Raw genomic sequence first — 13,741 nt, forward strand, 5'->3', positions numbered from 1 at the left:
ATTTAAGAGTCACCGATATAGCAGTTATCTTAATGGTGAGGTAGGAAGTTTTCGTTTTGGAAAGTCAGTTGCGGAATTAGGTTAGACTTCATCTTTAGGGAAACGCTGTAAGTATCCAGACAGAATTAATTATAGATATTTTTCCGTTCCCTCTACTTAGGGTTTTTTTCGGGGAATTCCTCGCAAAGCTAAAACATCATCGAGGGTGGAACAATAGTTTTTTAAACCAAAATCAGCAGGAGTATAGGTTTTAATGTGGGTGAAGTGGCGATAATTCATGGCAAAGCGGTCCCATGCTTCCATCTGCAAGTTAAAAACTTTGATAAAAAAGTTAGCGATGGTTAAAGATAAAGGAATGCGAAAGTAGATTTTTTTGTTTAAATAAGTGCAGATTTCCTCCACTGCTTGGTTAGCTGTTGTGCGTTGATTGCCTAGAACAATTTTGCTTTCTGGTGCGGGATTTTCGATTAAATAATTCACCACTTGAGCTATATCTTTGGCATGGATAAAATGAAAACTGCCATCAGCTTGAAACCAACGCACTAAACCGATATATTTCAACACATCTGGTAAACCGCCATAGATATGAGAATAGGGTTTATTTTCGTCACCACCTAAGACAAAAGTGGGGTATAAAGTGATAATTTTATCGGCAATTTCTAGGTCAGTAAATTTACTATAACAAATATATTTAGTGCGAATATAATTAGTTCCTATCTCCCCAGCTTCGGGCAAAGGTTGATTATTTTGATTGAGAATACTGGCAGTAGAAAAATAGAGGACTTTCTCGCATATCTGAGCATCTAAATAACTAATTAATTCTAGGGTTTTTACCACATTAATCTGATAACTTTCCTCCTCTCCTCCCCAACTGGTAGCGATTAAAATCGCCCTATTCATTGTTTTTAAAAGCTCCGCATATACCCCAATATTTTGCATATCGCCTAAAAGTATATGAACATTTGATCGCCCTTGGTAAGTAAATTTTAACTTCTCTGGATTACGCACTAAAAAATATAATTCATAGTCGGGATTTTCCAGTAAAATTTCGGCGATATAATGCCCAATACAGCCACTCACACCCGTTAGAAATATTTTTTTCATTTGATCACTAGGACAGAGAAATTAGATTTGTTGATAGGGTTTAGGTGTGGGGTATTGAGTCGGGGATATTGAGTTAGGGGTTAGGGATTTTTTAGTTTTCTGCCAAGATTCCCTATCGATCATTTCCTAACCCCTATTCCCTAAACCTTGATCACGACATCCTAGGCGTGAACTGCTAATAATTGATCCGCTTGTTTAGCAGTTTCAAAGAAGAAACGCACGTTATCTTCAGGAGTTCCCACTAAAACACCATGACCTAAATTAAGAATATGGCCTTGATTACCCGCTTTACGAATAGTATCAAGAATCCGCTCGCGAATAAAAGACTGGGAACCGAATAAAACCCCCGGATCGATATTACCTTGAACCATCATCGATTTACCTAAACGCTGTCTCGCTTCCGCCATATCCACGGTCCAATCGACGCTCACAATATCAACCCCCGATTGAGCCATTCTTTCCAAAACGCCGGCGCTGCCACTAATGTAGAGAATTAAGGGTGTATCGGGATGGGTTTCTTTCACCAAACGAACTACTTTTTGTTGATAGGGTAAGGCAAAAACATCGTAATCTTGGGGAGTTAATTGACCCGCCCAAGAATCAAACATTTGTACTACTTGCGCCCCACAATCGATTTGATAACGGACATAGGTGGCGATCATATCCGCTAATTTATCTAAAAATTGGTGCAGTACCGAAGGTTCCGAAAAAGCCATCCCTTTAATCACAGAATAACTTTTAGAACCTTTCCCTTCCACTGTATATGCTGCTAAAGTCCAAGGCGCTCCGACAAAACCGAGGACAGTGGATTTATTTCCCACCTCTTGACGCAGGGTTTTTAAAATCGTTTTGATAAAAGGTAAAGACTGATCGGGATCGAGGGGATTAAGTTGATCCACCTGCGCTTGAGTACGAATGGGAGAATCGATAATCGGCCCCTTACTTTCGATAATATCAAAGGGAATACCAATTCCCGCCAAGGGAGTGAGGATATCGGAGAACATGATCACCCCATCCGGTTGAAAAGCGCGCCAAGGTTGCAGGGAGATTTCGATCGCTAAATCGGCATTTTCCGATCTTTCCCGAAAACTGGGGTATTTATCCCGCAATTCTCGATAAATCTGCATATAACGTCCTGCTTGTCTCATCATCCACACGGGAGGACGGGGTAAGATTTCTCCTTTGGCAGCGCGTAATAAATAAGGTATTTCAGGGGAGTCAGTCATATCACGATGATTATTCTATTGCCTTTTCTACGGTATCATCCCCCGTACAGCTAATTTTTCTGGTTTTTCCTTAAGAATTGTTAACGAAAATTATCCCCCTTTGCATTGAAACTGGGTACTGGAAATTGTAGTACAATCTTTTGGGTTGAGACAGGGTGTAGAGTGTAGGCTATAGGGATAAGTTGATAAAATCTATGGCGGATTCAAAAATTCAATCTTACCGAGATTTAAGAGTTTGGCAGGAGGCCGTAAATTTAGCTGAAAGTTGCTATCGTCTCACTAAAACTTTTCCCAAAGAAGAGCTTTATGGGATGACAACACAGATTCGCCGAGCTTCGGTGTCAATAGCAGCGAATATTGCCGAGGGGTATGGACGCAAAACCCGGGGAGAATACATCCAATTTTTGTACATAGCTCAAGGTTCTCTCAAAGAGTTGGAGACTCATTGGTTAATCTCTCAAAGAGTTGAACTAGCTTCCCCTCAGAGCGTCAATCCTATTCTTAATCAATGTGAATCAGTAGGCCGACTCCTGCTAACTTTGATTCGCGCTCTTGAAAATAAATAACCCCCACACCCTACACCCCACACCCTACACCCCACACCCTACACCCTGCTCCCCACCCTGGGATGAACTCGACGCAATCGCAAGGCATTCGTCACCACGGAAAGGGAACTTAAAGCCATGGCAGCGCCGGCAATAATCGGATTGAGCAGAAAAGGATAGAGGACTCCGGCAGCGATGGGAATGGCAATCAAGTTATAAATAAAAGCAAAAAAGAGATTTTCTTTGATATTTCGCATTGTTGCCCGACTTAACTCAATAGCGGTCACAATTCCCTCTAAATCTCCCGAAATTAAGGTTATATCACTGGCGGCGATCGCTACATCAGTCCCCGTGCCAATGGCAATACCTAAGTCCGCTTGCGCCAATGCGATCGCATCATTGATGCCATCGCCAACCATGGCGACTATTTTCCCTTTTTTCTGCAAATATTCGATTTTTTCGGCTTTTTCTTGGGGACGGAGTGCGGCAAAAAAGCGCCAGATACCCAACTCTCTGGCGATCGCTTCTGCGGTTTCGAGGTTGTCCCCCGTCATCATCATCACCTCTAAGCCCATTTTTTTGAGCTTGGCGACCACTGAGGAAGAAAAAGGTTTTAAAACGTCGGAAATGGCGATCATCCCCTCTAAACCCCCGTTAACCGCTATCCAAGCCACGGTTTTTTTCTGCCATTCCCAATCGTGGGCGACTTTTTTAAGAACTTTTGTTTCAACCCCTTGACGTTCTAACCATTGTTGTGTACCAATTTGCACGAAATCTGACCCGACTTTTCCCTGCACTCCTGCCCCAGTTATTGAGTCAAATTCGGTTACTTCTAGGGGTTTAATCTGGTTTAACTGTCCATATTTAACTATTGCTTCTCCTAACGGATGTTCAGAATGATTCTCCACCGAAACGACTAACTGCAGCAGCGATAATTCCCGTCCATCCCTCACCCCTTCGCGAGTCAAGAAGTCCGTCACCGTTGGTTTACCCTGGGTGAGAGTTCCCGTTTTATCGAGAACAATAGTAGTAATGCCCTGGGCTAATTCTAAACTTTCGGCATTTTTAATTAAAATTCCCTGTTTTGCTCCCTGTCCTGTTCCCACCATAATCGAGGTGGGTGTAGCTAATCCTAGCGCGCAGGGACAAGCGATAATTAAGACTTCCACCATTGTAATCAAAGCGAGGGTGAGATTACCCGTGCGGAGAATCCAAAATAAGAAAGTTATTACGGCAATAATCATCACCACCGGCACAAAATAAGCGGTCACTCGATCGACTAATCTTTGTATAGGTGCTTTTGATGCTTGCGCGGTTTGCACTAATCGGACAATCTGGGCTAAAACCGTATCTTTTCCCACTCGTAACGCTTGCATTTGTAGGCTACCAGTTTTATTAATTGTCGCCCCGATTACCTGTTGATTGACGGTTTTTCGCACGGGTAAACTTTCCCCCGTCACCATCGATTCATCAATGCTAGAACTGCCCTGGATAATTATGCCATCCACGGGAATTTTTTCTCCCGGACGCACTAAAATTATATCTCCTACCTTCACCTCTTCTATCGGTAGATCTAGTGTCTGTTCTTCCCTAATCACCCTAGCGGTTTTTGCCTGTAATCCCATTAATTGTTTAATAGCGGCGGCCGTTTCTTTTCTGGCACGTTTTTCGAGGAAACGACCGAGTAAAATCAGAGTAATGACGATAGCTGATGCTTCGTAATAGACATGGGAATTAAACCCCTGTTTTTCGATAAAATCACTCTCGAAGGTTAAAAATAGGGAATAAAAATAGGCGGCACTGGTTCCCAAAACTACTAAAGTGTCCATGGTGGCAGTGCGATTTTTTAAAGCTTTCCAAGCATTTTTATAAAAACTTTGACCACACCAAAATTGGACAGGAGTAGCGAGAATTAATTGTAATAAGGGAGCGTGTAACCAGTGGGGAATAAAAGATAGAGATAAACCCGTCATCATCGGCAAAGAACCGATAAAAAGTATAATACTAATAACAATAGCGATCGATAGTTTAGGGAGAAGTTCTTTTTCTGGCCTGGATTCGAGATTAATTTCTGTTATCGGTGTGGCTTGGAAACCGGCATCCCTAACTTTTGCTTGAATAGTGTTAAGATCGGTACGCTTAGGGTCATAGTCCACCTCCACCTGTTCCATGCCAAAATTAACTTGACATCGAATCACTCCGGGGATAGATTTAATTATCCGCTCGATCGAATCAGCACAACCAGCGCAACTCATCCCGGCGAGTTTGAGAGTTTGATGGGTCATAATTTTAATAGCAGGGAAAGTCAGCAATAAAATCCCCTGCACCAGAGTTCTATCTTTAGGATAAAATATTCCCCTAGCTGCAGGGTCAAGAATCCTCTGTTAATTTTTCTGAATAGATATGAAGAAATGTCTAGAAATATTTCCCAAAAACGGGATAGAGAAAACCAAGCTCTTTCTGCGGCATCAAGTAGCATAGTTTACTTTGTTTTCTTTGGCAGAGTCTATCCAAAATCTCAGACATTTGTTCCTAATGAATGCCCATTCTGATAGCTTCTTGAATGGCTATCTTTTGCCATGGGTTGGCTTTTAATTTAAACTCTATGACTACGGGCTCGACCTCTCAACGGATTTAGTATCAGACTATGTTCACATTCTTCTTACTTACCCACCCCTGATGTTCTTAAGTGGGTTAATAGCCAATCTAAATTATGTTGGTCAGGTTTCATCCCTTCGGCAAAATCGAGGCTCTTCACCCGACATTCAAGATAAATATCGGGTGTATTAGGCTGCCCTAACACACCCAGAAAAGATTTTAGGGAAAATTAACCGACGACGCAGAGAATATCCGATGCGTGACTAGCGGTATTCACTTTCTCATCTACATGGCTAATTTTGCCTTCTGCATCGATGATATAGGTGACGCGCTTAGAATAGCCACCCCCATCCACATCATAAGCTTTGGTGATAACACCATCGGTATCTACGAGCAATTGGAAGGGTAAACTATATTTTTCTTTAAATTGTGCATGGGAACCCTGGTCATCCCTGCTCACCCCGAAGACTACTATTTCCTTGTCTTGGTATTGTTCGTAGTTATCCCGGAAGCTTTGCGCTTGCTTGGTGCAGCCGGGGGTATCATCTTTGGGATAGAAGTATAAAACTACGACTTTACCTTGAAAATCCGACAGGGAAACGGTTTTTCCAGTATCGTCGGTGGTGGTAAAGTTCGGTGCGATTGTTCCAACGGTTAAAGCCATAACTCCGATTCCTTTACAAAAGTTAATCTATATTGATCATAAGGGATGAGGGTCAAAAACAGGGAGAGGGGAGAAGCAGTCAGAGCATTTGTACTGAATTTCCCGATCAGTTTAAATGCAGTACAACTGAGAAGACGAACAACAAACCTCTAGAATTTGTCCTAGGATAATATTTGTCAGCTAAGAGGGGGATAATATGGGGCCATTCTGGTTAAAAGTGAGAACTTTTGGGCAAAATATCTTAATCGGTTTAGTTTTAGTGCTATTAATTGGTTTTTATCACAGCATCAGCGCTAAATCTGCCTCATTAATGATTGTTTATCCCCCCGATAATCATCAAACCACGGCATCGAGAATCTTTTTTATTGGTTCTGCTCCTCCATCGGGTCAAGTTTTGCTTAATAATCAACCGATTCAACGCAGTGCTAAAGGATATTTTGCCCCTAGTTTTCCCCTAGAAGTTGGCGAAAATAATTTCACTATTCGCTATCAAAACCAAACTATTAATCGCCAAATAATTCGTCGAGATACTCAAGCAATTATTCCCCACGAATTAGCTTTTGCTGATAACTCTCTCAGTCCTTCTGTCCATAAGACGAGGTTAGTGGGGGAATGGATTTGTTTTAGTGCGATTGCCACTCCCCAAGCTCAGGTTTCTGTGCAGTTAGGAGATAAAATCCTACCTCTTTTACCCCAACCTCAAACCACAAAACTGCCTAGTAATGCCGCAGTTTTAACTAATCTTAATCAAGCGAATTCCGAGGATAAAACTGGTTACTATCGAGGTTGTCAGCAGTTTAAGCAAGAGGCTAACTTAGGAAAACCTATTTTTACAGCACAATTAAATAATCGATCGATTAGCCAACAAAGTCAAGGAGAAATTAACATTATTAGCGATCAAAATTTACCAGTGATTGAAATTATAGCAGCCCAAGGGGTAGCGCGCACGGGGCCGGGTAGTGATTATTCCCGTTTAACTCCTTTACCCCAAGGCACGAAAGCGAGAGTCACCGGGAAAGAAGGGGATTGGTTGCGGTTAGATTATGGTGGTTGGATTTTAGAGCGAGAAACCCGTTTAATAGTTAATGAAGTCCTAGATAATGCTAATATTCGTGGTCTCTCTTCTCGCAGTATCAATCAAGCAACAGAAATTATTTTTCCCCTCTCCCATCCTGTACCCATCGCCGTGAGACAAGAAGATGATAAATTTATTTTGACCCTTTATAATACCATTGCCCAAACCGATACAATTTTTCTAGTGGATAATCCTTTAGTCAGACGTTTAGATTGGCGACAAATCAACCCGACCACGATAGAATACACTTTTAATCTTAACCAAAAACAACAGTGGGGTTATAGTCTTCGTTACCAGGGGACAAATTTAATCTTAACCCTGCGTCATCCCCCAGAAAAAAGTAATAATTTACAGGGCAAAGTTATTTTATTAGATCCTGGACATGGAGGGAAAGAAACTGGTGCTGTCGGTCCGACGGGTTACACAGAAAAAGAGATTAATTTGGTTATGTCTAAATTAATTAAACGGGAGTTAGAAAAATTGGGGGCAACAGTTTATTTAACCAGAGAAACGGACATCGACCTATCCCTACCAGCACGAGTAGAGATGATTAATAATCTGCAACCAACCCTAGCAATATCGGTTCACTATAATGCTTTACCCGATGATGGAGATGCCTTAAATACTCAAGGAATTGGCATATTTTGGTATCATCCCCAGGCAGCGGATCTATCGGTTTTTCTCCACGATTATTTAACCAAAAATCTTAACCGTCCTTCCTATGGAGTATTTTGGAATAATTTAGCTTTAACTCGTCCCTATAGTAGTCCTTCATTGTTATTAGAGTTAGGATTTATGAGTAATCCTCAAGAATTTGAATGGATTACCGATACTCAGGCACAAAAACAACTAGCGCAGGTTTTAGCCGCCGGAATTAGCCAATGGTTTCAACAATCTGGGGTAATCGCTTCCAGTTAAGATTTAATGCCCATCGGCGGGAGAGAAGCTTAAATCTTTCTGAAAAATCAAGCCCTAGCTGGAAAGCCAGTGATAGGATTTGCTGGAGTCTTTATTTTAATCCGAGGAAATTAAATCAAGTTCATGGAAAAAATGTTACCAGTGAACAGCAATCGGAGAAAATAACTGCTAGATTACAAGGTATAGCCGATCACTCTCTAGTAGATATTTAAACAGCGATCGCTGTGTGATAAAAATCGCTGGATTAGCCAACAAATAAAGATAGTTTACTGAAAATTTGCCAACAATTCACGCCCTTATAGACAACTTGATCGCTGCTCCCCTTATTAAGGGGGGATTAAGGGGGGATCAATCGCTCACCTCAAGGTTGGGGTGAGTGAATTAAATTCCACCCTCGTTATTATTCTGCTCTACCCATGACTAACTCTTTATATATCAGCACGACGGCAACGGGAAGCGGTAAAGCGTTAGTAGCTTTAGGAATTATTGACTTAATTCTCCGCAAAACTAATAAAGTTGCTTTTTTCCAGCCAATTGTTCTCGACTGTTCCGAAGGTCATCGGGACGAAGACATTGACTTAATCCTCAATTATTTTAAATTAGAACAAACCTACGAAGAAGCCTTCGGGTTATGTTACGAAGAAGTTAAGGATTTATTGGTACAACAAAAATTTGATGAAATCATTGAAAGAATTATCAAAAAGTTTAAAAACTTAGAAAAAAAATATGATTTTATCCTCTGTGAAGGTTCCGATTATCTGCAAGAAAATTCCGCCTTTGAATTTGAACTAAATACAGAAATCGCCAAAAATCTCGGCCATCCCATCTTAATATTAGGTAATGCCTACCAGCGCAGTATCGAAGATGCCCTTAGTCCGATCCTGATTTCCTGCGACACCTACCAAGATAAAGGTTGTACGGTGATTGGGATTATTATCAATCAAGCTGAAGAGGAAAAAATAGAGGAATTACGGAAAACCCTGACTAAAATTTTCCCCCCCCAAGAATATGCCCTAGGAGTGATTCCCCATAATGCTAAACTTAGCAGCCCGCGAGTAGCAGAAATCGCCCAACAATTACAGGCAAAAGTTCTCTACGGACAGCAGAGATTAGACAGTTTAGCTAGTAACTTTCTGGTGGTGGCCATGCAGATGCAAAATGCCCTAGAGCGGCTAAAAGAAGATAGCTTAATTATCACCCCTTGGGATCGCGGCGATGTGATTATCGGGATGTTACAGGCCCACCAATCGGCCAATTATCCCCAATTAGCTGGTATAGTCTTAACAGCAGGTCATAACCTCAATCCTTCGATCGCCCGTTTAATTGAAGGTTTGCCCGATCCCTTACCGATTCTCTCCGTCACCACCGATACCTACACCACGGCCGAACGCATCCACCAAGTGCGGACGACCCTGACCTCGACGGACTACGATAAAATTAACCTCAGTCTGCAGCTTTTTCACAGTAACATCAATCTCGATCGCCTAGAAGCGCAAATTCGCACTTTGCGGACCCAGGGGATTACCCCGAAGATGTTCACCTATAATCTCGTACAACAGGCCAAAGCGCAAAAACGTCACATCGTTTTGGCCGAAGGGACCGAACCGCGCATCCTCCAGGCGGCCACAGTTTTAATCGAACAGGATATCGTCGATTTAACCCTCCTGGGACAACCGGACGAGATCGCAATGGTGATTAAAAAACATGGTATCACTCTCGATCTCGATCGCCTGCAAATTATTGACCCCGTGGCTAGTCCCCATTTTGAAAGCTATGTGCAGACCCTCTACGAAGCGAGAAAAGCCAAGGGAATGAATCTCGACATGGCCCGGGATTATGCACAGGATGTCTCCTATTTTGGCACTTTAATGGTGTATCAAGGCGATGCTGATGGTATGGTATCGGGGGCAGTGCATACCACTCAACACACGATTCGGCCTGCACTCCAGATTATCAAAACTAAGCCCGATTGTGCGATCGTCTCCTCGGTCTTTTTTATGTGTCTAGAGGATCGAGTCTTGGTCTATGGGGATTGTGCGGTGAATCCCGACCCCAGTGCCGAGGAATTAGCCGAAATCGCCCTATCTTCTGCCGAAACCGCCCAAAAATTCGGAATTGAACCGCGAATCGCCCTGCTTTCCTATTCTTCGGGTCAATCGGGCCAGGGAGAAGACGTGGAAAAAGTACGACAAGCGACCAAAATCGCTAGGGAAAAACGCCCCGATTTGAAGCTAGAAGGGCCGATTCAGTACGATGCGGCCGTGGATAAGGAAGTAGCCGCCCAAAAAATGCCGGGGTCAGAGGTGGCGGGCCAAGCGACGGTGTTTATTTTTCCTGACCTGAATACAGGGAATAATACTTATAAAGCCGTGCAGCGGGAAACGAAAGCTTTAGCGATTGGTCCAATCCTACAGGGATTAAAAAAACCCGTCAATGATCTCAGTCGCGGTTGTACCGTTCCCGATATTATCAATACGGTGGTAATCACAGCAATTCAATCCCAATCTTTTTGAGTTATCGTCATTTCAGAACAGAGAGAGAGTTTACCAATTTTTACCTTGATCGATATTTCCCAAAAACTAGCAATACTTACAAAAACATTATCGGTATTTTCAAGACTATCTCGCAGCGAAACAGGCAAAATCGGGTAATCCTCAGCTAACCAGATAAAGACATGAGTATCTATTAAAGCACTCCTGATTACCTATAGTCCTCAAAGTCTTCTAAGGGAGCATCAAAGTCATTAGCTAAAGGTAAAACGAAAGTTCCTTTTATTGAACCAGCTAAAGTTCTTTTAACAGTTACAGATTCTTTTGCTGCTTGTTTATTTTCTTCTGTTTGGTCAGACTTAGTGAGCAAATATTCGGCATAATGTAAAAGTTCATTTTTGAGAGCATCGGGCATATTCTCAACTATATTCTTAAGGGCTGAATCTATACTCATAATGGCTCACTTTTAGTTAAATTAATCAATATTTAGGGAAAGTAGCGATAAAATTCACGTCGGTGTAGGAGCCGCATTACCTCAATGTTATCATCAACAACGGCTATTCCTAATCGATATTCACCAAGCCGTATTCGGTAGCGATTGGTAGCTCCCTTCATTGGCTTGACATTACCAATATCCTGCAATGATTTGGCATTGGGTAAATCTCTAAAAGCAAGCTGTAAAATTTGTTCATAAACAGGCTGGTTTTTCAATGCCTTCAAATCTTTGAGAAATCTTTTTCGATATTGAACCTTCAAGGGAAATCTATTCCTCCAAATAAGCCAGTGCCTCTTCGATATCTAATAGTGGACTCTGCTGTGCCTCATCCATCGCTTGGTTAAGGCAGTAGTCTTCTATTGCTTCGGTGAACTCTTCACAAGACATATCTTCTTGGGGAAATACTTGTCTCCATAGTTCAATCGGAATAACAACGGCTTTGGGTTGTCCGTTTTGGTCAGTTAGGTATTCTATTGAAAGCATAGACAAGACTTGTCAAGTTTGATAAGTCTATGATATAGCACTACGCGATTACATTAGAAAACGGGTTTCTCAAAGAAACCCGTTTTCTGGAGATGAAAAACATAGATAAAACTCTATATAATCGATAAAAAAGCGATATTTGACAAAATCGGGGGGGGTGATAGGGTTTTTCACATAATTTACCCGAATAAACCGATGGCTACTCAAAAAAGCTCATTCTTAAGCCGCTCCCGTCCCTTAAAGCCTGTCTCAGATTTTCTCGGGACAACAATCGGCATGGCCACTGCTGTCACCCTCGGAACGGTAGTTAGCTTGCCCGCACAGGCAACTACTCTATTTAGCCAGACGAATATCGTCACCAACCCAGGCGCAGGATTCAACGGCTCAGATGTCAGTCAAGCCTCTGCTACTGTGGATGTGGCGGGGCAGAATGCAACCGGTGATTTCCGCTTGGCAGAAAGCTTTACCATTTCTGATGCAGGACTGTGGGCGATCGATAAGGTATCGGTGATGGCTTACATGACATCAACTTATGGGTTTCCCCCCACTTCACCTTTTACTGGCATCTCAGTTAATATTTGGGATAATGCCCCCGGTCTTGCCGGAAGTAATATCCTCGGTTCGTCCACAAATCTACTATCTACTAACTGGACTGGCGTTTACCGCACTTTCAATGGCGTGTTAGACGATGCCCAACGCCCGGTGATGAACATTGCCGCCAATTTCAGTGGTTCTGGTCTTACTCTCGCGCCAGGCACTTACTGGGCAGACTACCAACTAACGGGGCTGTCACCCACAGGAGGTACAACTGCTTTTACTCCTTATCTAATGACAACTTCAGGGGGAAATCGCTTGACACTCCCCGCTCTAAAGAGACGGGGATTCTTGGTTCAAAGAGATTACTTGCTTAGACAGAATCGCTTCTGAAAAAGTAGAGGTATTCTCTCCCCAAGCGTTTATCGGATCTAGCCCGAAAGTTCCCGTATGCCCTACGGTACTTAACCCTTTTTTAAGGATATTGATAGCGGCGTTTTCATCCCTATCTAAAACACACCCACATTTACACTGATGGGTTCTAGTCGATAAAGATTTCTTAACAATTTCACCACAGTTTGAACAGTTTTGGCTTGTATAATTCGGTGAGACAGCAATCGTTATCTTGCCGAATTTAACCCCAAAATACTCTATCCATTCCCGAAACTGATACCAGGCCGCATCATTGATCGATTTAGCTAGACAATGATTCTTGACTAAGTTCTTAACTCTTAAATCCTCGTAGGCTATCACATCGCTAGAGTGAACTACGCACCGTTCGGCTGAGCTCACGGCCGAAGCCTTGCTAATTTCACAGCAAAGTCTTTACGTTGCCTACTTACTTTAAGGTGAGCTTTAGCTAATCTTTGTCTAGCTTTTTGACGATTTTTACTTCCCTTTTTCTTTTTAGATAATCGCCTTTGAAGTCGTTTTAATCGTTTCTCAGACTTTCTCAAGAATTGAGGATTATCAACCTTGTCGCCATTGTGATCTGTATAGAAAGAAGCCAAACCTACATCTAAGCCAATACACTTACCTGATGGTTTAACATCTTCTTTAACGTCACAAGAAAGGACAAATTGACAATAATAACCGTCCGCTCTCCGAATCAACCTAACCCGTTTAATATCGGATTCTTGAAAGTACCCTAAATCCCAAGTTCCTACCAACTTAAGAACACCAATGTTTTTCTTGTCAGTGAACTTAACAGTTTTAGGGCTAAGAAGCTTCCATCCTGATTGTTTGTATTCAACAGAGCGAGATTTTTTAAATTGAGGATACCCCTTTTTGCCTGATACTTTACGTTTACAGTTGTCGTAAAAACGACTAATTGAACTCCAAGCACGTTCAGCACTTGCCTGTCTAGCAGTTGAATTAAGTTCATCGGCAAATTTAAAGTCCTGAGCTAATTCTTGAGAATATCGGTATAAATCGTTCTTACCCGTACCTTTTGTATCCATCCATAACCTTACACATTTGTGACGGATGAATTGAGCAGTACGAATAGCATCGTCTATGGCTTGATACTGTTGAGTTTTAGCTTTAACTTTAAACTCTAAGACAAACATTTTACGCAGGGGGGACTTAGACAAAATCAGTATAGCACAAT

Annotated in this window: 13 protein-coding genes and 1 pseudogene; 5 read left to right on the forward strand and 9 right to left on the reverse strand. The window is 42.1% G+C overall.

Translation table 11 applies throughout. From position 1 onward, the window contains the following. Positions 1 to 156: 156 nt before the first annotated feature. The gene (locus RAM70_RS07430; protein WP_287999700.1) at positions 157 to 1,104 is read right to left on the reverse strand and encodes an NAD-dependent epimerase/dehydratase family protein; all 948 of its coding nucleotides are present in this window, start codon (positions 1,102 to 1,104) and stop codon (positions 157 to 159) included. Between the two features lie 161 nt (positions 1,105 to 1,265). Continuing rightward, complete coding sequence (hemE, locus tag RAM70_RS07435; protein ID WP_190380734.1) at positions 1,266 to 2,330, reverse strand: uroporphyrinogen decarboxylase; 1,065 nt, start codon at positions 2,328 to 2,330, stop codon at positions 1,266 to 1,268. 194 nt (positions 2,331 to 2,524) lie between these two features. On the opposite strand from hemE, the gene RAM70_RS07440 reads away from it, so the two are divergent. Next, on the forward strand, positions 2,525 to 2,896 hold the full coding sequence (locus tag RAM70_RS07440; RefSeq protein WP_002784626.1) for a four helix bundle protein: 372 nt from the start codon (positions 2,525 to 2,527) through the stop codon (positions 2,894 to 2,896). Between the two features lie 38 nt (positions 2,897 to 2,934). Here the strand turns inward: RAM70_RS07440 and RAM70_RS07445 are convergent, their stop codons facing one another. Together RAM70_RS07445 and RAM70_RS07450 are read right to left on the reverse strand one after the other, a co-directional pair. After that, positions 2,935 to 5,160: a heavy metal translocating P-type ATPase gene (locus tag RAM70_RS07445; RefSeq protein ID WP_312673070.1), complete on the reverse strand. Its 2,226-nt coding sequence runs from the start codon at positions 5,158 to 5,160 to the stop codon at positions 2,935 to 2,937. Between the two features lie 542 nt (positions 5,161 to 5,702). Then, complete coding sequence (locus RAM70_RS07450; RefSeq protein WP_045362806.1) at positions 5,703 to 6,137, reverse strand: peroxiredoxin; 435 nt, start codon at positions 6,135 to 6,137, stop codon at positions 5,703 to 5,705. A gap of 196 nt (positions 6,138 to 6,333) precedes the next feature. On the opposite strand from RAM70_RS07450, the gene RAM70_RS07455 reads away from it, so the two are divergent. The 3 genes from RAM70_RS07455 (at position 6,334) to pta (ending at position 10,643) form a co-directional block, all read left to right on the forward strand. Next, positions 6,334 to 8,130 carry an N-acetylmuramoyl-L-alanine amidase family protein gene (locus RAM70_RS07455; RefSeq protein WP_312673073.1) on the forward strand — a complete coding sequence of 599 codons (1,797 nt, stop codon included), beginning with the start codon at positions 6,334 to 6,336 and terminating at the stop codon, positions 8,128 to 8,130. Continuing rightward, positions 8,094 to 8,342, forward strand: coding sequence for a hypothetical protein (locus tag RAM70_RS07460; RefSeq protein WP_152607050.1), 249 nt, complete (start codon positions 8,094 to 8,096; stop codon positions 8,340 to 8,342). The genes RAM70_RS07455 and RAM70_RS07460 overlap by 37 nt, the downstream gene beginning before the upstream one ends. Positions 8,343 to 8,546: 204 nt before the next feature. Then, positions 8,547 to 10,643, forward strand: coding sequence for a phosphate acetyltransferase (gene pta, locus RAM70_RS07465; protein ID WP_312673077.1), 2,097 nt, complete (start codon positions 8,547 to 8,549; stop codon positions 10,641 to 10,643). Here pta and RAM70_RS22905 read toward each other — a convergent pair. From RAM70_RS22905 to RAM70_RS07480, 4 genes are read right to left on the reverse strand one after another with little or no spacing between them, the layout of a single operon-like run. Continuing rightward, a complete protein-coding gene (locus tag RAM70_RS22905) occupies positions 10,625 to 10,831 on the reverse strand; it encodes a PIN domain-containing protein (RefSeq protein ID WP_204377826.1) in 207 nt (68 codons plus the stop codon). The two genes, pta and RAM70_RS22905, sit on opposite strands and share 19 nt — an antisense overlap. Next, a complete protein-coding gene (gene vapB, locus RAM70_RS07470; protein ID WP_045362797.1) occupies positions 10,831 to 11,073 on the reverse strand; it encodes a type II toxin-antitoxin system VapB family antitoxin in 243 nt (80 codons plus the stop codon). The genes RAM70_RS22905 and vapB overlap by 1 nt, the downstream gene beginning before the upstream one ends. A gap of 32 nt (positions 11,074 to 11,105) precedes the next feature. Continuing rightward, the gene (locus RAM70_RS07475) at positions 11,106 to 11,375 is read right to left on the reverse strand and encodes a type II toxin-antitoxin system RelE family toxin (RefSeq protein WP_039899589.1); all 270 of its coding nucleotides are present in this window, start codon (positions 11,373 to 11,375) and stop codon (positions 11,106 to 11,108) included. Positions 11,376 to 11,382: 7 nt separating this feature from the next. After that, a complete protein-coding gene (locus tag RAM70_RS07480) occupies positions 11,383 to 11,598 on the reverse strand; it encodes a RelB antitoxin-like protein (protein ID WP_002801839.1) in 216 nt (71 codons plus the stop codon). 195 nt (positions 11,599 to 11,793) lie between these two features. Between RAM70_RS07480 and RAM70_RS07485 the strand changes: the two genes are divergently transcribed. Continuing rightward, positions 11,794 to 12,525: a PEP-CTERM sorting domain-containing protein gene (locus RAM70_RS07485; RefSeq protein ID WP_312673080.1), complete on the forward strand. Its 732-nt coding sequence runs from the start codon at positions 11,794 to 11,796 to the stop codon at positions 12,523 to 12,525. Here the strand turns inward: RAM70_RS07485 and RAM70_RS07490 are convergent. After that, positions 12,466 to 13,700: pseudogene (locus tag RAM70_RS07490) on the reverse strand (RNA-guided endonuclease InsQ/TnpB family protein). The gene RAM70_RS07485 and the pseudogene RAM70_RS07490 sit on opposite strands and share 60 nt — an antisense overlap. Positions 13,701 to 13,741 lie beyond the last annotated feature (41 nt).

It is taken from the genome of Microcystis wesenbergii NRERC-220 (assembly GCF_032027425.1).
Lineage (GTDB): Bacteria > Cyanobacteriota > Cyanobacteriia > Cyanobacteriales > Microcystaceae > Microcystis > Microcystis wesenbergii_A.

Excerpts from the sequence above, each read along its gene's own strand:
- RAM70_RS07430 (WP_287999700.1), bottom strand. The coding sequence starts at position 1,104 with ATGAAAAAAATATTTCTAACGGGTGTGAGTGGCTGTATTGGGCATTAT.
- hemE (WP_190380734.1), bottom strand. The coding sequence starts at position 2,330 with ATGACTGACTCCCCTGAAATACCTTATTTATTACGCGCTGCCAAAGGA.
- RAM70_RS07440 (WP_002784626.1), top strand. The coding sequence starts at position 2,525 with ATGGCGGATTCAAAAATTCAATCTTACCGAGATTTAAGAGTTTGGCAG.
- RAM70_RS07445 (WP_312673070.1), bottom strand. The coding sequence starts at position 5,160 with ATGACCCATCAAACTCTCAAACTCGCCGGGATGAGTTGCGCTGGTTGT.
- RAM70_RS07450 (WP_045362806.1), bottom strand. The coding sequence starts at position 6,137 with ATGGCTTTAACCGTTGGAACAATCGCACCGAACTTTACCACCACCGAC.
- RAM70_RS07455 (WP_312673073.1), top strand. The coding sequence starts at position 6,334 with ATGGGGCCATTCTGGTTAAAAGTGAGAACTTTTGGGCAAAATATCTTA.
- RAM70_RS07460 (WP_152607050.1), top strand. The coding sequence starts at position 8,094 with ATGGTTTCAACAATCTGGGGTAATCGCTTCCAGTTAAGATTTAATGCC.
- pta (WP_312673077.1), top strand. The coding sequence starts at position 8,547 with ATGACTAACTCTTTATATATCAGCACGACGGCAACGGGAAGCGGTAAA.
- vapB (WP_045362797.1), bottom strand. The coding sequence starts at position 11,073 with ATGAGTATAGATTCAGCCCTTAAGAATATAGTTGAGAATATGCCCGAT.
- RAM70_RS07480 (WP_002801839.1), bottom strand. The coding sequence starts at position 11,598 with ATGCTTTCAATAGAATACCTAACTGACCAAAACGGACAACCCAAAGCC.
- RAM70_RS07485 (WP_312673080.1), top strand. The coding sequence starts at position 11,794 with ATGGCTACTCAAAAAAGCTCATTCTTAAGCCGCTCCCGTCCCTTAAAG.